At 73.6% G+C, this 18,816-nt stretch carries 17 protein-coding genes; 10 read left to right on the top strand and 7 right to left on the bottom strand.

Going from position 1 to position 18,816, the window contains the following annotated elements; genetic code table 11:
• Positions 1-46 precede the first annotated feature (46 nt).
• Positions 47-1,813, bottom strand: a complete 1,767-nt coding sequence (locus IW245_RS07090; RefSeq protein WP_197002390.1) for an ABC transporter ATP-binding protein — start codon at positions 1,811-1,813, stop codon at positions 47-49.
• A 280-nt stretch (positions 1,814-2,093) separates the two neighbouring features.
• Positions 2,094-3,848, bottom strand: coding sequence for an ABC transporter ATP-binding protein (locus IW245_RS42100; RefSeq protein WP_197002389.1), 1,755 nt, complete (start codon positions 3,846-3,848; stop codon positions 2,094-2,096).
• Positions 3,849-3,892: 44 nt separating this feature from the next.
• On the opposite strand from IW245_RS42100, the gene IW245_RS07080 reads away from it, so the two are divergent.
• From IW245_RS07080 to IW245_RS07055, 6 genes are all read left to right on the top strand, one after another.
• Positions 3,893-4,903 carry a FecCD family ABC transporter permease gene (locus IW245_RS07080; RefSeq protein WP_197002388.1) on the top strand — a complete coding sequence of 337 codons (1,011 nt, stop codon included), beginning with the start codon at positions 3,893-3,895 and terminating at the stop codon, positions 4,901-4,903.
• Complete coding sequence (locus IW245_RS07075) at positions 4,900-5,958, top strand: FecCD family ABC transporter permease (RefSeq protein ID WP_197002387.1); 1,059 nt, start codon at positions 4,900-4,902, stop codon at positions 5,956-5,958. Before IW245_RS07080 ends, IW245_RS07075 begins: the two co-directional genes overlap by 4 nt.
• Before the next feature lie 16 nt (positions 5,959-5,974).
• On the top strand, positions 5,975-6,790 hold the full coding sequence (locus tag IW245_RS07070; RefSeq protein WP_197002386.1) for an ABC transporter ATP-binding protein: 816 nt from the start codon (positions 5,975-5,977) through the stop codon (positions 6,788-6,790).
• A gap of 52 nt (positions 6,791-6,842) precedes the next feature.
• On the top strand, positions 6,843-8,180 hold the full coding sequence (locus IW245_RS07065) for a hypothetical protein (RefSeq protein ID WP_197002385.1): 1,338 nt from the start codon (positions 6,843-6,845) through the stop codon (positions 8,178-8,180).
• A 47-nt stretch (positions 8,181-8,227) separates the two neighbouring features.
• Positions 8,228-8,848, top strand: a complete 621-nt coding sequence (locus IW245_RS07060; RefSeq protein ID WP_197002384.1) for an L-threonylcarbamoyladenylate synthase — start codon at positions 8,228-8,230, stop codon at positions 8,846-8,848.
• A 150-nt stretch (positions 8,849-8,998) separates the two neighbouring features.
• Positions 8,999-9,316, top strand: a complete 318-nt coding sequence (locus tag IW245_RS07055) for a hypothetical protein (protein ID WP_197002383.1) — start codon at positions 8,999-9,001, stop codon at positions 9,314-9,316.
• Positions 9,317-9,325: 9 nt separating this feature from the next.
• Here IW245_RS07055 and IW245_RS07050 read toward each other — a convergent pair whose 3' ends face one another.
• From IW245_RS07050 to IW245_RS07040, 3 genes are all read right to left on the bottom strand, one after another.
• Positions 9,326-9,952, bottom strand: coding sequence for a TIGR03086 family metal-binding protein (locus IW245_RS07050; protein ID WP_197002382.1), 627 nt, complete (start codon positions 9,950-9,952; stop codon positions 9,326-9,328).
• A gap of 88 nt (positions 9,953-10,040) precedes the next feature.
• Entirely contained in the window at positions 10,041-11,129 is a 1,089-nt protein-coding gene (locus IW245_RS07045; RefSeq protein ID WP_197002381.1) for a glycosyltransferase, read from the bottom strand.
• A complete protein-coding gene (locus IW245_RS07040) occupies positions 11,126-12,256 on the bottom strand; it encodes a glycosyltransferase family 4 protein (RefSeq protein WP_197002380.1) in 1,131 nt (376 codons plus the stop codon). The genes IW245_RS07045 and IW245_RS07040 overlap by 4 nt, the downstream gene beginning before the upstream one ends.
• Before the next feature lie 152 nt (positions 12,257-12,408).
• Here IW245_RS07040 and mptB point away from each other — a divergent pair, with 152 nt between their 5' ends.
• The 4 genes from mptB (at position 12,409) to IW245_RS42595 (ending at position 17,218) form a co-directional block, all read left to right on the top strand.
• A complete protein-coding gene (gene mptB, locus IW245_RS07035; RefSeq protein WP_197002379.1) occupies positions 12,409-13,842 on the top strand; it encodes a polyprenol phosphomannose-dependent alpha 1,6 mannosyltransferase MptB in 1,434 nt (477 codons plus the stop codon).
• Complete coding sequence (locus tag IW245_RS07030; RefSeq protein ID WP_197002378.1) at positions 13,836-14,969, top strand: glycosyltransferase 87 family protein; 1,134 nt, start codon at positions 13,836-13,838, stop codon at positions 14,967-14,969. Before mptB ends, IW245_RS07030 begins: the two co-directional genes overlap by 7 nt.
• Complete coding sequence (locus IW245_RS07025; protein ID WP_504739614.1) at positions 14,966-16,420, top strand: hypothetical protein; 1,455 nt, start codon at positions 14,966-14,968, stop codon at positions 16,418-16,420. The genes IW245_RS07030 and IW245_RS07025 overlap by 4 nt, the downstream gene beginning before the upstream one ends.
• Before the next feature lie 201 nt (positions 16,421-16,621).
• Positions 16,622-17,218 carry a TM2 domain-containing protein gene (locus IW245_RS42595; RefSeq protein ID WP_372445100.1) on the top strand — a complete coding sequence of 199 codons (597 nt, stop codon included), beginning with the start codon at positions 16,622-16,624 and terminating at the stop codon, positions 17,216-17,218.
• A gap of 254 nt (positions 17,219-17,472) precedes the next feature.
• On the opposite strand, the gene IW245_RS07015 is transcribed toward IW245_RS42595, so the two are convergent.
• Positions 17,473-18,132: a hypothetical protein gene (locus IW245_RS07015; RefSeq protein WP_197002376.1), complete on the bottom strand. Its 660-nt coding sequence runs from the start codon at positions 18,130-18,132 to the stop codon at positions 17,473-17,475.
• A gap of 206 nt (positions 18,133-18,338) precedes the next feature.
• Complete coding sequence (locus IW245_RS42590) at positions 18,339-18,752, bottom strand: polymorphic toxin-type HINT domain-containing protein (protein ID WP_372445303.1); 414 nt, start codon at positions 18,750-18,752, stop codon at positions 18,339-18,341.
• Positions 18,753-18,816 lie beyond the last annotated feature (64 nt).

The raw sequence follows: 18,816 nt of genomic DNA, 5'->3' as shown, positions 1-18,816 counted from the left end.
AAAAGGGCCGGGCCGCGCTCCGCGCGTCCCGGCCCTTTTCCGTCGCTCAGGACCGGGTGTCCGACCAGGCCTCCCACAGCGCCGCGTACCGGCCGCCCGCCGCGACCAGTTCCGCGTGCGTACCGGTCTCCACCACCCGGCCGGCCGCGAGCACCACGACCCGGTCGGCCGTCACCGCCTGGGTCAGCCGGTGCGCGACCACGAGCGACGTGCGCCCCGCCAGCGCGTTGGCCGCCGCCGCCTCCAGGACCCGGGAGCCGGCGCTGCCGGCGTCGGCGGTCGCTTCGTCCAGGATGGCCACCGGCGGGTCGGCGAGCACGAGCCGGGCGAGGGCCACCTGCTGGGCCTGGGTGACCGTGAGGCGGTGCCCCTCGTCGCCGACCTCGGTGTCCAGGCCCTCGGGCAGGGCGTCGGCCCAGGGAAGGGCGCCGACCCGGTCGAGGGCCACGCGCAGGTCCGCCTCGGTGGCCCCCGGCCGGGCCAGGCGCAGGTCCTCGGCGAGCGGGCCGGCGAAGACGTGCACCTCCTGGCTGATCAGCGCCACGGCCCGGCGGGTCGCCGCCGGCCCGAGCGCGTCGAGGCTGGTACCGCCGAGCAGGATCTCCCCGGCGTCCGGGCGGTGCACGCCCGCGACGAGCTTCGCGAGGGTCGTCTTGCCCGCGCCGCTGGCCCCGACCAGGGCGACGCGTTCACCGGGGGCGATGGTCAGGTCCACGCCGTGCAGGACCGGATGGCCGGGCAGGTAGCCGTGCCGGAGGCCGACGACCGTGACCGAGGCGTCGGCCGGGGTGCCGGGGTCGGCCGGCTCCGGGGCCGCCGGCAGGTCCGCGACGCCGACGAGTCGCGACAGGCTGGCCGTCGCCGACTGCGCGTCGTCGACCAGGGCGAGGGCCGAGTTGATCGGGTTGAACAGGCTGTGGAAGTACAGGGCCGCGGCGGTGGCCGTGCCGAGGGTGACCGTGCCGTTGGCGACCAGCACGAAGCCTGCCAGCAGGACACCGGCGAGGCCGACGTACTCGGCCAGGTTCAGCCGGGCGTAGAACCGGGTGAGCAGCCGGATACCGGCCAGGGTCAGGTCCACCGTGGTCCGCGACCGGTCCCGGACCCGGTCGACGTGCCCGTCGGCGAGCCGGAACGCCCGGACGGTCCGCGCGCCGCCGATCGTGTCGAGGAGCTGTTGCTGCAGGGTGCCGGCGGCGACGCGCTGGCGGGCGTACAGCGGGACGGCCCTTCGGCCGTACCAGCGGACCGTGTGCAGCTGGACCGGCACGGCGAGCAGCACGACGAGGAGGAACCGCCAGTCGAGGACGGCCAACCCGACGAGGGTGAGGACGATGGTGAGCAGCGCCCCGGCGAACTCGGGCAGCGCCTGGCGGACCGCGCGGGCAATGACGGACACGTCCGTGGTGACCCGGGCGCTCAGGTCGCCGGAGCCGGCCCGTTCGACCTGGTCGAGTGGCAGGCGCAGGACCCGGCCGACGAACCGTTCCCGGAGGGTGGCGAGCATGCTCTCGCCGAGCCGGGCCACGAGCGAGCCGCCGATCCCGGTGGCCACCCCCCGGCCGAGGGCGGCGACGACGAGCAGCGCGACGGGCAGCGTGACCGCGCCGGCCGGCCGGTGCGCGACGACCAGGTCGACGATCCGGCCGAGCAGCGGGGCGGTGAGCAGGCCGACGGAGGTGCCGGTGACCAGGACCAGCAACGCGCCGAGGGCCAGGCTTCGGTGCGGGCGGAGCAGGGCGCGGACGGCGGCCCGGGTGGCCGGCCCGTCGGCGGTGGGCAGCAGGACGCGGTCCGGGGACGCCTCGGTCATCGGGAACTCCAGGAGAGGTCGGGCAATGGCAGCGGCTCGGCGGGTCGGATCGTGCCGCGGGCGGGCCGGAAAGTCGCCGTGGGTGCGGGCCGCGTGCCGGGGCGGATCGTTCTTGGCGTTGGGCGCGCGGTGGAGCGGAGGGTCGTGCCGGGCATCGGCCTCGCCGAGGAACAGCGGGCCAGGTCGGGCGCGGGCCTCGCGGACAAGCAGCGGACCGGGCCGGGCGCGGTGTGCACGGCGGGGCGGGGGGCGTCCGGGGCCATGCGGTGCGTGCCGGCGGTCACGCGAGGACCGTCGCGCGGTAGCCCGGGTGGTCGCGGACCAGCTCCGGATGGGTGCCCTCGGCCGTCACCGCCCCGTCGTGCAGGACGACGACCCGGTCGGTGACGGCGAGCAGCGCCGGGCTGGTGGTGACGAGGATCGTGGTCCTGCCCTCGCGCAGGTCACGGACCCCGGCGGCGATCCGGGCCTCGGTGACCGTGTCGACGGCCGTGGTCGGGTCGTGCACGACGAGGACGGGCGGGTCGGCGGCCAGGGCCCGGGCCAGGGCGACCCGTTGCCGCTGGCCGCCGGACAGGGACCGGCCGCGTTCGGTGACGGGGGTGTCGAGTCCCCGGGGCAGCGCGCCGGCCACCTCGTCGGCGAGCGCGGCGGCCAAGGCGGCGCGGACCCGGCCGCCGGGCCGGACCGCCGGATCGGGTGCCGGGCCGGGCGCCCCGTCGGCACCGGGCGACGGGGCAGCGTCCGGCCCGCCGCCGGGCCCGGTGCCGCCGACGTTGTCGAGCACGGTGCCCTCGAACAGGTCCGCGTCGTGCGCCGCGACGAGGATGGCGGCCCGGACCCCGGCCGGGTCCAGACCGGACAGGCAGCGGCCGTCGAGTTCGACGGAGCCGGCGTACGGGTCGACGTCGCGGCCGAGGCACTCCAGCAGCGCGCTGGCGGCGAGGGGGTCGGCGGCGACCACGCCGAGGAGTTCACCGGGGGCGACGTCGAGGTGCAGGTCGCGCAGCGCGGAGTGGGTGACGGCCCAGAACCGGACCCGGCCCTCGACCGGCGCCGCCGGATCCGTGACACCGGCCGACGCGGTGTGCGGGGCGTCGAGGACCGCGGCGATCCGGGCCGCCGACGCCCGGCCCTGGGCGAGCTCCCCGTTCACCCACGCGAACGTCTCGAACGGGGTGAGCAGGAACAACGCCAGCCCGACGGCCGCGACCAGTCCGCCGATGCTGATGTCGCCTGCGGCGGCGAGCCGGCCGCCGACGAGCGCGACGGCCGCGATGAACACCCCGGTCAGGGTGACGATCGCCCCGTTGTTCCAGGCCTGGGCGCGGGCGGCGCGCAGGGTGGCGGCGAGGGAGTCTCGGCTGGTGGCCCGGTACCGGGACACGGCGACGGCCTCCGCCCCGATGCCCTTGAGGACCCGCAGGCCGGCGACGAGGTCGGCGGCGATGCCGGAGGCGTGCGCCGCGCGGTCCTGTTCGACGTCGCTGCGCCGTTCCAGGGGGCGGCCGATCAGGTGGGCGAGGAACAGCAGCGGCGGGGTGCCGAGCAGGACGAGCAGTCCGAGGGGTACGGAGATCCGCAGCAGTGCCACGGCGCTGACCGTGATGCCGAGCAGCGCGGCGACCCCCCAGACCAGCGCGCCGTTGACCGCGCCGACCCGCTGGGCGTCGCCGGTGGCGAGGGTGACGAGCGCGCCGGACAGACGGCCGGTGTCCGCGCCGCCCCGGGGGTGCAGGACCCGCGCGGTGACCGCGACCCGCAGCTCGTGGGCCGCCTGTTCGTTGGCCCGTTCGGCGGACCGGGCGCTGAGCCGGAAGCTGGTGGACAGGGCGGCGAACACGACGGCGAGCACGGCGAGCCAGCCGAGGAGCGCCCAGCCGGCCCCGGTGGCCACGGCGCGGTCGATCACGACGCCGATCAGGACCGGGACCATCACCTCGCCGGCCTGGTGTGCCGCGGCGAGGGTCGCCCCGGTGGCGATGTGCCGGGCCTGGCCCCCGATCGAGGATCGTAAGAGTCGACCTGCGCTCACTGCCCCACCCCCTGGCGTAGAAAAGCTTAGGCTAACCTAATCTCGTGCCCGCTCCCCTCGCCCCCGCCCGCCGTGCGGCCGGCCTGCTGGTCGCCGCGGTCGCGCTCGGCACGCTGTGCCTGCTCAGTCTCTGGGTCGGCTCCCGACACATCCCGATCGCGACCACCTGGCACCTGCTCTGGCAACCGGACGGATCCACGGAGGCGGTGATCGTGCACGGCGTGCGGCTGCCGCGCACCGTCCTCGCCGTCGCCGTCGGGGCGGCCCTCGGCCTGTCCGGCGCGCTGATGCAGGCCATCACCCGCAACCCGCTCGCCGACCCGGGGCTGCTCGGCGTGAACATGGGCGCGGCCACCGCCGTCGTGGTGGCCATCGCGTTCCTGCGGATCACGGCCGTCGCCGGCTTCGTGTGGTTCGCCTTCGCCGGGGCGGCGCTGGCCACCCTCCTCGTCTACGCGCTCGGCTCGGCCGGCCGGTCCGGCGCCACCCCCGAGCGCCTGGTGCTCGCCGGGGCGTCGGTCACGGCGGCGCTCGGCGCGTTCAACATGGCCGTCCTGCTGCTCGACCCGGCGGCGTTCAACAGGTTCCGGTTCTGGGACGTGGGCTCCCTGGCCGGCCGCAGGATGGACATCGTGCTCGCCGTCGGGCCGTTCCTGCTGGTCGGGATCCTGCTCGCGCTCGGCCTGGCCCGCTCGCTCAACGCGCTCGGCCTCGGCGACGACGCGGGTCGGGCGCTCGGCGCGCACCTCGGCCGGACCCGGGTCCTCGGAGCCGTGGCGGTCACCCTGCTCTGCGGCGCGGCCACGGCGGCGGCCGGCCCGATCGGGTTCGTGGGCCTGACCGTGCCGCACGTGGCCCGGATGATCGTGGGCCCCGACCAGCGCTGGGTCCTCGGCTACTCGATGGTGCTGGCCCCGGTCCTCCTCCTCGGCGCCGACCTGATCGGCCGGGTGGCCACGGCGCCCGGCGAGTTGCAGGTCGGTATCGTGACCGCCCTGCTCGGCGGCCCGGTGTTCCTGGCACTGTGCCGGCGGCGGAAGCTGGCCCGGCTGTGAGGACGCCACGCACCCCGGCGAGACCCGCCACGAGGACACTCCGCACCCCGGGCGACCGGCTGTCCCTGCGGTACGCGCCGCGCGCCGCGACCGTGTGCGTCCTGCTGGCCGCCGGCGCGCTCGCGGTCGGACTGGTCGCGCTGACCACCGGGGACTTCCCGCTGACCGTGTCCGAGGTCGGGGCCTGGCTCGTCGGCCGGGGCGACGGCGGCACCGACTTCGTCGTCGGCACCCTGCGCCTGCCACGGCTGCTGACCGCGCTCCTGGTCGGGGCCGGGCTCGGGGTCAGCGGCGGGTTGTTCCAGAGCCTGACCCGCAACCCGCTCGGCAGCCCCGACATCGTGGGCTTCACGACCGGCTCGGCGACCGGGGCACTGGTGGCGATCCTGCTGCTCGGTGGCGACCCATTCGCCGTCGCGGCCGGCGCGGTGCTGGGCGGGCTGGGCACCGCCGCGGTCGTGTACCTCCTCGCCGTCCGGGGCGGGGTGCAGGGCACCCGGCTGATCCTGATGGGGATCGGGGTGAGCGCGATCCTGCTGTCGGTCAACGCGTACCTGATCACCCGGGCGTCCTGGCAGGACGCCCTCGCCGCGCAGTCCTGGCTGATCGGCACCCTCAACGGCCGGCGCTGGGAGCACGTGGTGCCCCTCGCGCTCGCGTGCGCGGTCCTGCTGCCCGTGGCCCTGTACCAGGGGCGGCGGCTCGCCCTGCTGGAGATGGGCGACGACGCGGCGCACGCGCTCGGCGTACCGGTGCAGCGCACCCGGCTCGTCCTCGTCGCCGTCGGGGTGGGCCTGGCGGCCGTGGCCACGGCGGCGGCCGGCCCGATCGGGTTCGTGGCCCTGGCCGGCCCGCAGATCGCCCGCCGGCTGACCCGGTCCACCGGCGCCGCGCTGCTCCCGGCGGCCCTGACCGGCGCGCTGCTACTCGCCGGGTGCGACCTGGCCACGCAACGACTGGCCCCGAGTCTGCCGGTGGGCATCGCCACCGGCGCGGTCGGCGGCTGCTACCTGGCCTGGCTCCTGGCCCACTCCTGGCGGAAGGCGAACCGATGACGCGGAAGGCGACCCGATGACCCGGCTGTACGCGGAGAACCTCACCCTCGCCTACGAGCAGCGCACCGTCGCCACCGGACTGGGGATCGAGATCCCCGACGGCTCGTTCACCGTCATCGTCGGGCCGAACGCGTGCGGCAAGTCCACGCTGCTGCGGGCCCTGGCGCGGATGCTGCGGCCGAAGGCTGGCGGGGTGTTCCTCGACGGGGCGCTGATCTCCTCGTACCCGTCGAAGGAGGTCGCCAGGAGACTCGGGCTGCTGCCGCAGTCGTCGACGGCGCCGGACGGGATCACCGTCGCCGACCTGGTGGCGCGGGGGCGCTACCCGCACCAGCGACTGCTGCGGCAGTGGTCCCGCGACGACGAGACCGCCGTGGCCGACGCGCTGCGCCGCACGGGCACCGCCGAACTGGCCGACCGGTTCGTCGACGAGTTGTCCGGCGGGCAGCGGCAGCGGGTCTGGCTGGCGATGGTGCTCGCCCAGCGCACCGGCATCCTGCTGCTGGACGAGCCGACCACGTTCCTGGACATCGCCCACCAGCACGAGGTCCTGGACCTGTGCGCCGACCTGCACGAGCGCGAGGGGCACACCCTGGTCGCGGTGCTGCACGAGCTCAACCAGGCCGCCCGGTACGCCACCCACCTGGTCGCGATGCGCCGGGGCGGGACGGTCGCCGCGCAGGGCGACCCGCGCGACGTGATCACCCCGGCGCTGGTCGAGGAGGTGTTCGGCCTCCCCTGCCGGGTGATCGAGGACCCCGAGACGGGTACGCCGCTCGTCGTGCCCCTCCGCCGCCGGCACACTGAGTTATCGATCACACTCGAAGCGTGAGGACGTCGCCTGGAGTCGCCGGGCGCAGGTTCGGACCGTAGGCTGGGCGACCGTGCGTACCCCTCTGCGCCTGCTGATCCTGGCTGCCGTCCTCCTCGTCGCCGGGTGGCTGCTGGTGCCCTGGGAGTGGTCGCTGATCGACGACGGGCAGGCCCTCGGGCACGTCCAGTCGATCGGGGTCCGCCAGACCGCCGAGCTCTACCGGTTCACCGACGGCTCCTGGGGCCTGTTCCGGCCGATGTTCTGGCTGTACATGGGCACCTTCTACCTGCTGCCGGTGAAGATCGCGTTCACGGCCCGGATGCTGATGCTCGCCACGGCCGTCGCGATCCCCGCCTGGCTCGTCTGGCGGCGCACCGGCAGCCGGCCCCTTGCCGCCGGGGCCGCCGTGCTGCTGGCCGGCAACCCGAGCCTGCTGCGCAACCTGGCGTACCCGTCGCTGCAGGAGGGCCCCGGCGTCGCCCTCGTAGCCCTCGGACTGCTCCCCTACCGCCGGCCGTGGCCCCGGATCCTGTTCTGGCTCGCCGCCGCCTGGTTCAAGTCCCCGTTCTCCTGGCTGCTCGTCTGCTACGGCGTCCTGCTCCTGGTCCGCCCCGGCGAGCGCCGGCTGTCCGACCGGCTGCACGGGCTCGTCGCGCTCGCCGCCGGCGCCGGCACGCTCGTGACCGCGTACACGTACAGCCAGGCCGGCGACTACACGGCGGCGCTGGACTTCGGATCGGCCAAACTGTTCGCCTCCGCCCTCGACGCCGCCCGCCAGATCGGCCCGCCGCTGCTCGTCGTGGCGCTGGGCGCGTTCGCGTTCGGGCTGCGGTACGCCGGGCGGGACGGCGTCGCGTGGGCCGTCGCCGGGGGCGGGGCGCTGTACCTGGCCAACCTGCTGCCCTGGAAGACCGACGAGCACTACGCCGGGCCGTACGTCTACCTGCTCATGGTCGGCGTCGTCCTGTCGGTGACCCCGACCCGGTCCCCGTTCGGCGCGACCGGAGCCACGGTCGGCACGGCCGGTCCCAGGGTCAGCGCGGCCGGGGCGGCGCGCCGGTTCGCGGTGGTGGCCGCGGCCCTCACCGGCCTGCTCCTCGCCGGCGTCGGCGGCCGGTACGTCTACCGCAACGTCGCCAACACCGCCGAACTCGAGGCGTGCGTCCTGCGCCTGCCCGGCACGCCCCTGGTCGGCTACAACCGGCAGGAGGGCGCACCCCGGCTCACGGAGCTGGCCGTGCTGCGCCGCCCGGGCTGGGCCGGGCAGGTGGTGTGGATCCCGAACGGCGCGCCGGCCGGAGTGGACTACTACATCCACCAGGACCAGTACGGCCCCGGCACGCCGGCGCTGATGACCGGCCCGGTGGTGTGCGAGACCCCACTCGCGACGGTGTACCGCTCCCGCTGAGGCGTGTTCGTGGCCGGTGTCCCGACCGGAGGTACTAGGCTCACCGGGTGGCTAGGTATCTGGACGTGCACCCCGACAACCCGCAGGCCCGTTCGATCAGCCAGGTCGTCGACCTGGTCAAGGGCGGCGGCCTGATCGCCTACCCGACCGACTCGTGCTTCGCGTTCGGTTGCCAGATGGGCAACAAGGCCGGCCTGGACCGGATCCGCGAGATCCGCAAGCTCGACGACCGGCACCACTTCACCCTCGTCTGCCGCGACTTCGCCCAGCTGGGCCAGTTCGTGAAGATCAGCAACGCGGTGTTCCGGCTGATCAAGGCGGCCACCCCGGGCAGCTACACGTTCATCCTGCCGGCGACCCGGGAGGTGCCGCGCCGCCTGCTGCACCCCAAGAAGCAGACCGTGGGGGTCCGGATCCCCGACCACAAGGTCGCCCAGGCCCTCCTCGCCGAACTCGGCGAGCCGCTGCTGTCCAGCACGCTCCTCCTGCCCGGCCACGACGAGCCGATGACGAACGGCTGGGAGATCAAGGAGCTGTTGGACCACCAGATCGACGCGGTGATCGACTCCGGGGACTGCGGGGTGGAACCGACGACGGTGATCGACCTGTCCGGGGACGAGCCGGAGATCCTCCGGGTGGGGGCCGGCGACCCGACGCCGTTCGAGTAGCCCGCCGCGACGCCCACGGTGACCGGGATCGGTGGGTTGGGCCGGAAACCACACGTCAGGGGTCGGCAAGGGGCCGGGTACCCCATGGCCCCGGCTCCCGCACGGGCGTAGTCTCACCAGCCACGAAGGTGGAAGGGCGAGGTCGTGGCGATGACTGGTGAGGTGGACGACGACGCCGAGTTCGAGTCGGACGAGGTGGAACGCGCCCCGGTGCGGGCTGTGTCGGTGCTCCTCGGCGTCCTGCTGGTCGGTTGGCTGGTGGGCACCCCGATCCTGTACCTGAAAGGGTCCATGGTCAGCGGGTTCGAATACCCTGACCGGTACGAGACGGCGCACGAGTTCGGCGTGCTCCTGCCGGCGCTCGGCCTGGTGATGGCCATCGTCAGCCGGCAACGCGAGTGGATCCTCGCGTACGTGCTGGGCATCCTGTGCGCCGTGATCCTGCTGGTCGGGGTGGCCACGGGCTGACCTGGCGCGTCAGCGGGTGCCCTCGCCTCCCCAGTGCGGGTCGCGCCCGACCAGGCCCAGGACCCGGTGCAGCGGCGGCGCGGCCACGGGGACCGGCACCGGCGGCCCCCACGCGCCCGTGCTCCGGCCGATCTCCGCGCGGGTGCTCAGCCACTCGTGCACGGCCCCGACGGCATCCTCGTCAGGGGCGTACGGCCGCCCCGTGGCGCGGGCCACGTCCCAGCCGTGCACGATGAGGTCGATGAGAAACAACGTGCCGAACGCCCCCGCGGGCAGCGTCCCGCCGCCCAGCGAGGTCTCGCCCGCCCAGGCTCCGGGCTGGCTCCAGGCGTCGCCGGCAGCCGCCCCGGCAGTGGCGTAGGCCGACCGCCAGTCCCCGACCAGTCGGTCGGCGTCCGGGGACTCCGAGGCATCGGCGGGGACCGGGGCGTGCCGGCCGGTGCGCGCCCCCGCGGCCGCGTCCCACAGGACGTGGTTGAGCAGGGCCGACAGGTCCCAGTCCGCGCACGGGGTGGGCGCGTCGAGCTGGTCGTCGGTCACCGCCGCGACGACCGCCATCGTGTGTGGGACGGAGGCCGCGAACTCCGCGAACAGCGGGCGGTCCGGGGCGAGTGCTGCGAACGGGCTGTCGCTCATCCTCCGAGCCTAAGTCCGATCAGGCCCCATTGTCCATATTTATCCGATTTGAGCGACATCGCACGATAGTGCGCAGGCGGCGAACCGCTCAGAGGTCGGCGTGCACCGCGAGGAAGCCGCGCACCGCCGCGTCCCAGCCGAACATCTCCGCCCGGGCCCGCGCGGCCGCCCGCCGCCCGGCCTCCGGCCGGCCGAGCAGCTCGACCACCCCGGCGGACATGTCCTCGCCGGCCACGGCCACCCCGGCGTCCCCGACGACCCCGGGCAACGCGCTGGAGGAGCTGACCACGACCGGGCTGCCGCAGGCCAGCGCCTCCAACGCCGCGAGCCCGAACGTCTCGACCGGCCCGGGGGCGATCACGACGTCGGCGGAGGCGAGCAGGTCGGCGAGGGCTCCGCGGTCCGACATCCAGCCGGTGAACGTGACCGGCAGGCCGCCGGCCGCGGCCTCGGCCTCCAGGCGTTCGCGGAGCGGGCCGTCGCCGGCGATCACGAGCCGGGCGTCGACGCCGCGCGAGCGCAGCGCCGCGAGGGTGGTCAGGGCCCGCTGCGGCCGCTTCTCCAGGGACAGCCGGACGCAGCACACGAGCAGCACCCCGGGCCCGCCGTGCGGGGCGCGCCGGTCGGGGCGGAACAGATCGAGATCCACTCCGAGGGGTACCTGGTCCACGTTGCGCACGCCGATCCGGTCGAACTCGCGGGTGGCCCAGTCCGTCGTGCAGATCACCCGGTCGTAGTCGCGGGCGGTGTTGCGGTTGAGCCGGCCGGCGAGCCAGCGCAGGGCGGGGCCGGGCAGCCGGGCGACGCCGAGCAGGCCGTCGAGGCTCTCGTGCGAGACCATCACGGCCGGTACGCCGTGCGCGCGGGCCCACGCGCCGGTCCAGCGCAGGGTCGTGCGGTCGGACACCTCGAGCCGGTCGGGGTCGAGCCGGCCGAGCAGGTCGAGGAGGGGGCGGCGGCGGAGCATCACCCGGTAGCCGCCGAGGCCGGGGACGTGCACGCCGGGCAGCGTGATGACCTTGCCCTGCGGGGTGTCCTCCTCGCCGTGGTCGGCACCGGGGATCACCAGCACCGGCTCGTGGCCGGCCCCGGCGTAGCCCTGGCCGAGGGAGTAGAGGGCGGTGCGCAGGCCGCCGGAGGTGGGCGTGACGAAGTTGGCGAGCCGGACGATCCTCACGCGGCGATCACCGGGGTGGCCGCCCCGACCGCCGCGTAGTGCCCGATCAGTTCGTCGGTGAGCGCGCCCCAGGTCCGGCGGGCGACGGCCTCGCGGGCGGCCAGACCGTAGGCGTCCCGGCGGGCCGGGTCGGCCACCAGCTCGGCGACGGCGGCCGTGACCGCGGCCTCGTCGGAGGGCGTCACCAGGGTGCCGGTGTGTCCGGGCTCGACCAGGTCGATGGGGCCGCCGGCCGCCGGGGCGACCACGGGCACCCCGCTGGCCAGGGCCTCCTGCACCGTCTGGCAGAAGGTCTCGTGCGGTCCGGTGTGCACGAACACGTCGAGGCTGGCGTAGATCCGGGCCAGGTCGGTGCCGTGCCGGGTACCGAGGAAGGTGGCGTCGGGCATCGCCTTGCGGACCGAGTCGCGGGTCGGCCCGTCGCCGACGACCACGACGCGCACCCCGGGCAGCCGGGACGTCGCGGCGAGCAGTTCGACGCACTTCTCCCGGGCGAGGCGGCCGACATACCCGACGATGACCTCGCCGTCCGGGGCCAGTTCGCGGCGCAGGGCCTCGTCGCGGCGGGCGGGGTGGAACAGGTCGGTGTCCACGCCACGTCCCCAGCGCCGCACCCGGGGCACGCCGCGCTCGGTGAGCTGGTCGGCCGTCGAGGAGGACGGCGCGAGGGTCAGGGCCGCGCGGTTGTGCACCCGGCGGACCCAGCCCCAGGCCATCGACTCGGCGAGCCCGACCCGGTACGCGCGGGCGAAGCCGGGCACGTCGGTCTGGTAGACGGCCACGATCGGCACCCCGAGTTCACCCGCGGCCCGTGCGCCCCACGCGCCGAGCACGAACGGGCTGGCCAGGTGCACGACGTCCGGGCGGTGCGCCCGGAGCGCCTCGAGGATCCGCCGGGTCGGCAGGCCGAGGCGCACGCTCGGGTAGCCCATCATGGGCAGGGAGCTCACCCGCAGTACCGGATAGTGTTCCGGATCGTCGGCGGGCAGCACTGTGGACGCCGGCCTCGGGGCGATGACCAGGGGACTGTGCCCGCGGGCGACCAGATGGTCTGCCACCCGGGCCACGGAGTTGGCCACGCCGTTGACGTCCGGCGAGTACGACTCTGTGATGATCGCGACTCGCATGCCCGCACGGTAGGAATGCCACGGGTGCGCCGGGGAACCCACGGTTGTCCGGCAGACGAAGAAATGTGAAACACCGTCCCCGACATGATCCCGTCACCCGGGCGTCAACTCGCCCCCGTCTCCCCGTCACGCGCCCCTGACAGGGTGCCTGGGTGTTGAGCCTGTTCGCCACAGCGGTGCCGGCCGCCGAACACCGCCGCTGTCGCGCGCTCGGGTTCGTCGGTTCGGCCGCCGTCGCGCTCGGCGGCCTGGCTGCCGGCGCGCTGCCGGTGCGCGACACCCTGACGCCGGTGCGCGGCCTGGGCGACCTGCGCGGCTACGCCACCCCGGGCCTGGCCTGCACGTACTTCGGGCTTGCCCTGCTCGTGCTGGCCTGGTGGTGGCTCGGCACGATCCGGCCGCCGACCCGGGGCCTGCTGATCACGTTCGCGGTGTGGGCCGCGCCGCTGGCCCTCGGCCCGCCCCTGTTCAGCCGGGACGTGTACAGCTACCTCGCCCAGGGCCGGATGGTCGGCGAGGGCATCGACGTGTACCAGTTCGGCCCGGCCACCCTCGGCGGTCCCCTGGCCGCGCAGGTCCCTGCGATCTGGCAGACCACGCCCACGCCGTACGGGCCGGTGTTCCTCACGTTCGCGACCCGGGTGTCGCGGGTGGCCGACGGGCACATCGCCGGTGGGGTCCTCGGCATGCGCGCCGTGGCGCTGCTCGGGGTGGCGGCCCTGGCGGTGTGCCTGCCCCGGCTCGCCCGGGCCTGCGGGGTGGACCCGTCGCCGGCCGTCTGGCTCGGCCTGCTCAATCCCCTGGTCCTGCTGCACCTCGTCGCCGGCGCGCACAACGACGCCGTGATGCTCGGCCTGCTCGTCACCGGCCTGGTCGTCGCGCTGCACCGCCGGCCGGCACTGGGCGCGGTCCTGGTCACCCTCGCCGCCCTGGTCAAGGCGCCCGCGGCGCTGGGTCTGCTCGTGGTGGCGGCGATCTGGGCCGATCAGCTGGCCGGCCGGTGGCGGTGGCCCCTCGCCCTGTTCCGGGCCGGCGGGACCGGGTTGGCCACCACCGTGATCGCCACCGGCGTCGCCGGCACCGGCTACGGCTGGATCGGCGCGCTGAGCACCCCCATCTCGGCCACCAACTGGTCGGTCACCAGCGCCCTCGGCCGGCTCACCGGCGTCGTCCTCGACACCCACCTCGGGGTGTCGGCGTGGCGGTGGATCGGGCTGGGCGCGGTCGGCGCGGTCGGCCTGTTCGTGTGGCTGCGCCGCGAACAGCTCGGCGTGGTGCACGCGCTCGGCCTGTGCCTGGCGGCGATGGCGGTGCTCGGGCCGGCGCTGCGGACCTGGTACCTGCTGTGGGGCCTGGTCCCGATCGCTGCGGCGGCCCCGACGGGCGCGGTCCGCCGCTGGGCGGCCGGGGCCAGCGGCGTGCTCGCGTTGGCCGTGCTCCCCGACGGGTTCGGCCCCGACCCGGAGCGGCTCGCCGTCGCGCTCGGCGGCGCGCTGCTGGCCGTGGTGGCCGCGTGGTGGTGGGTCACCGGCGTCGAACTGGCCCCCGAACCCCGCCTGCACGCGGTCGGCTACCGCCTGTGGTGACCCGCCGGATCGCCCTCGTGTCCGGCCTGGCCCTGGCCATCGCCGTCTTCATCGCCGTGGCCCCCGGCCACCGGGGCTGGTTCGACGTCGGCGTCTACCACGGCACCGTGCGGCACTGGCTGGCCGGCGGCGACCCGTACGACTACCTGCGCCCGCCCACGAACCTGTACGGCTTCACGTACCCGCCGTTCGCGCTGCTGTGCATGCTGCCGATGGCCCTGCTGGGCTGGCACGCCACCGTGGCCGTCAGCGTGGCCCTCAACGTGGCGGCGTCGGCGGTGCTGCTGTGCTGGCTCGTCGACCCGGTGGCCCGCCGCCGGGGCTGGAGCCGGTGGTACGCCTTCGCCCTCGGCGGCTGCCTGCTCGCCTTCTACGGCCCGGCCCGCGACACGGTCAGCTTCGGCCAGGTCAACCTGCTGCTCCTCGTCCTCGTGCTCGCCGACGCGCGCCTGCTGTCCGGCCGCTGGGCCCGGTACGCGGGGATCGGCGTCGGGCTGGCCGCCGCGGTCAAGCTCACCCCGGCCCTGTTCGTCGGGTACCTCGTCGTGACCGGTCGCTGGCGCGCGGCTGCCACGGCCGTCGGCACCACGGCGGCGGCGACCCTGCTCGCGTGGTGGGTGCTGCCCGGGACCTCGCGGGAGTTCTGGACCCACACCCTGTGGGACACCTCCCGGGTCGGCAACCTCGCCTACGTGTCCAACCAGTCCCTGCAGGGCGCGCTCGCCCGCTTCGGGGTCACCGACAAGCTCCCCTGGGCGCTGGCGGTCCTCGTGGCGCTCGCGATCTGGGCCTGGCGGGTCCGGCGCGCCGACGTGCCCTCCGGCTTCGCGCTGACCGGGCTCGCCGCGTGCCTGGTCAGCCCTGTGACCTGGGTGCACCACCTGGTCTGGGTGCTGCCGGCGCTCGTCGTGCTCGCCGACTCCGGCCGGTGGAGAGTGACCGGGCTGCTCTACCTCATGCTGTCCAGCAGCATGGTCTGGCTGTGGTGGGACGACGGCCGCAGCGCCCTCGGGGTGCTCGGCAGCAACGCGTTCGTGTGGATATCGCTCGGGCTGCTGGTGGGGCTGCCGCTGGCGGGCGCGGGCGACCGTACCCATGAAAAGGCTCTTTTGTCCTCTAACGCCTGATCTGTGGCGGGGCGCATTGGGCGAGTCGGCCGAATCGTGAGACTCTTGGTGAACACGGCTCGCACCGGGCTGGTCGTCCACGTATCGGACGCCCCGGGCGCCCGGGGTCCACGCATCGCACGGGTCCGCTCCCGCGGGCGTTTCCACCGTCCCCGGTTCACCAGCTCTTCCGGCGTCCGCCACCGCGAACGCCGTCTCCACGCACCCGCCCACCGGCCGGCGCGTGCCGATCCACCAGGAGACACGCCATCACACTTTCCCCGCCCCGGTCGCACGCTGTCGACTCCCCCCGCACCCTCACCGACGTCTACGGCCCCGGCGTCGCCGTCTGCGCCCGCCCCCTGGTCGAGGCCGGCGTGCCCACCGCCCGGCACCGGCACACCCGCGACGCGCTGTCCGCCCGGCCGCTCGCCGTCGCCGACGACACCGCCGTCCTCTGCAGCGCCGGCGGCACCGACCCCGAACTCCTCGCCGTCATGCGCGACGGCGGCCTGCCCGTCGGCACCGACCTGCGCGAGTTCCGCACCGAGGCCGAGTTCGCGGCCCGGGTCGCCGAGGCGATGGCCGACGGCCTGCTGATCTCCATGGAATACCCGCAGCCCACCGACCTGTGCCCCGACGCCCGGACCGTGAAGACCGCGCTGCTCGTCGGCTACCTGAACAACAAGGCGAGCATCAGCACCCTCGTCGACCCCCGGTTCCAGGCCCGGCGCAGCGTCGTCACCCGCGCCGAACTCGCCGACGCGGCCCCCGCCGAGAAGTCCTGGGTGCTCAAGGCCGCGACCAACGCCGCACACGGTGGCAGTCTCGACGTGTACCTGCACGAGGCCGGCTCCCCGATCTCACTCCCCGTCTTCGCCACGGTACTCGACGAGTTCGTCATCGAGGAGTACCTGCGGATCAAGCGCAACTGGGGCATCCAACTCCACATCGGCCCCGACGCCCGCGCCCGCCTGCTCGCCGTCACCGAACAGCGCATCGACGACGCCGGCATCTACGCCGGCGGCCGGTTCGGTCTGGTCAACGCCCCGCCGTTCGAACTGCTCACCGAGTGCCTCGCCATCGCCCAACGCGCCGCCGACGTCGGGTACCGGGGCCTGTGCAGCCTCGACTGCGCCCAGTCCGAGGACGGCCAGCTCGTCGTCCTCGACCTGAACTTCCGGATCACCAGCGGCTCCATCCCGCTGCTCGCCCTGCGCTCCATCCGCCCGCACGCGCTCGACCTGCCGGCCGAATCGGCGAAGCTGTCCGGCACGGGGCCGCTCGGCGACCTGCTCACCGCGCTGCGACCGGCCGTGCGCGCCGGCGGGCTGCTGGTGATCGCCGGGCACGACAGTCTGCGCACCGACGCACCGGTGGCGGAGTGCACGCTGCAGATCCTGGTGTACGGAGACGACCCCGATGAGGTGACGGCCCGGCGGGCGGCGTTGGAGCACCAGTTCGGCCACTGACCCAGCCGGGCGCGCGCGGCCTCGGCCCGGCCGGAGCGGGGCCTATGAGCGGGCCAGGGGCGTGGACCCTCCGCACCGCGCTCCGGTCGCATCCCTCCCCTGGCCAGGCGGGGCCGCCGGCAGGACAGACAGGTCTGCCCGTCCAGGCACCAGGGGTTTTACCCGATGTCGGCGACCGGATCCTCCGTTAGGCTGGTGCCCGTGACGTACCCATCCTCTGACGACGCCGCTCACCAGCCTCACGGGAGTGAGCAGTACCCAGCCGCCCCGACGTCCGTCCCGCCGTCGTACGGCGCGCCGAGTCCGGTGCCGCCGACCTACGGCACGCCCCCGGTGCCTCCCGTGACCTCCGTGCCGCCGTCGTACGGGACGGTGCCGTCCGGTCCGCCGGCGTACGGCACCCCGCCGGTGACCTCCGTGCCGCCGTCCTACGGCACGCCGCCGCCCGCGTCCTACGACACCCCGCCGGGTCAGTACGGCGCGCCCGCGGCCGGCCAGTACGGCCAGGTCCCGCCACCCGGCTACGCCCCCGGCCCGCAGTACGGGTACCCGGTCGACCCGATGACCGGGGAGATCCTGTCCGACAAGAGCAAGCTGGTCGCCGGCCTGTTGCAGATCTTCCTGGGCGGGTTCGGGGTGGGCCGGTTCTACACCGGACACACCAACATCGCCATCGCCCAGATCGCGGTGACGTGGCTGACCTGCGGGTTCGGTAGCTTGTGGCCGCTGATCGACGGGATTTTGATCCTGGTGAACGGCGGCACGGACATCCAGGGCCGCAAACTCCGCGACAACTGAACCGCCACGGGTTGCCGCGGCCCCCAGATTCCCGGGCCGCCGCAACCCGTCCTCATTCAGTCAGCGTGACCTGCGGCACCCGTGCCGATCGGCGGGCCGGGCGATTCCGGGGTGAGCGAGTAGCGGATCTTCGCGGCCGGCCGCGCGCCCAGCCGCTCGTAGAACCGCAGCGCCGGCGTTCCACTGGGCGGGTGCCCTTGAGCTATGCACTTGCCACAACACTGAGCGAGGACTCACCAAATAAGGGCCAGGCCTCAGTGTCCCAACTCTCTTGATGCGAACATGCTTATCTCTGCGTCGCCGAGGGCGGCTGCTCGCTCAAGGACCGGGCGGCCAAGCCCGGCAATGCGAACAGCCGCAGCCACCGCGACCATCCTGACAATTCGATCGTCGTCATCGATTCGACTCAGCATGCCCTGGACGGAGGCATCATCAGCGGCGCTGGAAAGCCACGCCAACAGGATTCCCAGCTTGCTCGTTCCAAGCTGTTCGATCGCCGCCGCCAGTTGCTGTTTCGACGCGTGCGCCAAGAAATAGAGGGCAGCACGTCGTACTGCAATGTCAGTATCCTCCAATAGTCCAAATGCTTTGCCAATTAATTTTCCGTCATCAACTCCCGCACTGGAGTGCACTACGTCGATCGCCCAGTACTTAACCTTCCGGCCCGGGTGTTCCAGAAGTCGATCCACCCGTCCAAGTAGAGGCTTAGCCTCGCCTCCGAGTTCAGACAGGACCCAAACACCAACTTCAACCGCGCCCACCTCACCGCCATCCAACAAAGCTTTAAGGTTCAATATGGGATATCCATGAAATAGCTCCTGCAGCAATGCGTAGGCATCTTCACTGCGCGCCTCATCACTGCGACTAGCATCACAGATACGCTGGATCAGAATATCGCCATTTTGAATCTTCATTCCAACCTCATTATTTCCCATTCAGTTTGTTGCGGACATCGCGAAGTAGTGCCTCTTCGTCGGCGACCCACTTGGCATGCCCGCGGTCTATACCAAGGTCGCTATTGACTTGCTTGCGACGTACAATGCTGGCCTTCAAGTCTCGCTCAAGCTGCTCAAGTTCCTCGGCCGTCCAGTTCCCTGGCACACGGTTTCCCGGTGGAAGTTCACCATGGAGCTTGCCTGTGGAATCGACGGCGGGAACAGCGCACCCTGTGTTGTGTACGAGGACGGGCGTGTCGCCTGCAACGACATAGTACGTGTGGATCCCGGCGACTGTGAGGGTTGTGCATCCAGTCTTGGGCAGTGTAGTTGGTAACGGTTCCGACGTATTGGGCCGACCTGTTGGAGGTGGTCAGTCCGTGACCGGGGGGCAGTTTGCCAGCGTCGACCCATGTACGCTCTGTCGCGTCCCAGAAGGGGTGTTCTTGCATCGTGTGGATGATGCTGGTCTCGCCGGCCGCATTGATGATCTGCAGGTCGGTGAGGTCATGGTCATTGTTGAGATGCAGTTGGGTGACGGGTTCAGCGGTCGCATCGCCGGTCTCTGGATCAGTGGCCCAGACCAAGTCGCCGACCATCACGTCTTTGATTGGCTTGGTGGAGCCGTCCGCCATGAGGACCAGGGTTGCGGGCGCGAAGCTG

The organism is Longispora fulva, assembly GCF_015751905.1.
GTDB lineage: Bacteria > Actinomycetota > Actinomycetes > Mycobacteriales > Micromonosporaceae > Longispora > Longispora fulva.
The sequence above is the reverse complement of the archived record's forward strand: the minus strand, read 5'-3'. Positions and strand labels throughout refer to the sequence as shown.

Coding starts and splice junctions, on each gene's coding strand:
- IW245_RS07055 (WP_197002383.1), top strand. CDS start 8,999: ATGACTGGTGAGGTGGACGACGACGCCGAGTTCGAGTCGGACGAGGTG.
- IW245_RS07040 (WP_197002380.1), bottom strand. CDS start 12,256: ATGCGAGTCGCGATCATCACAGAGTCGTACTCGCCGGACGTCAACGGC.
- IW245_RS07090 (WP_197002390.1), bottom strand. CDS start 1,813: ATGACCGAGGCGTCCCCGGACCGCGTCCTGCTGCCCACCGCCGACGGG.
- IW245_RS42590 (WP_372445303.1), bottom strand. CDS start 18,752: ATGGTCGGCGACTTGGTCTGGGCCACTGATCCAGAGACCGGCGATGCG.
- IW245_RS07050 (WP_197002382.1), bottom strand. CDS start 9,952: ATGAGCGACAGCCCGTTCGCAGCACTCGCCCCGGACCGCCCGCTGTTC.
- IW245_RS07070 (WP_197002386.1), top strand. CDS start 5,975: ATGACCCGGCTGTACGCGGAGAACCTCACCCTCGCCTACGAGCAGCGC.
- IW245_RS07015 (WP_197002376.1), bottom strand. CDS start 18,132: ATGAAGATTCAAAATGGCGATATTCTGATCCAGCGTATCTGTGATGCT.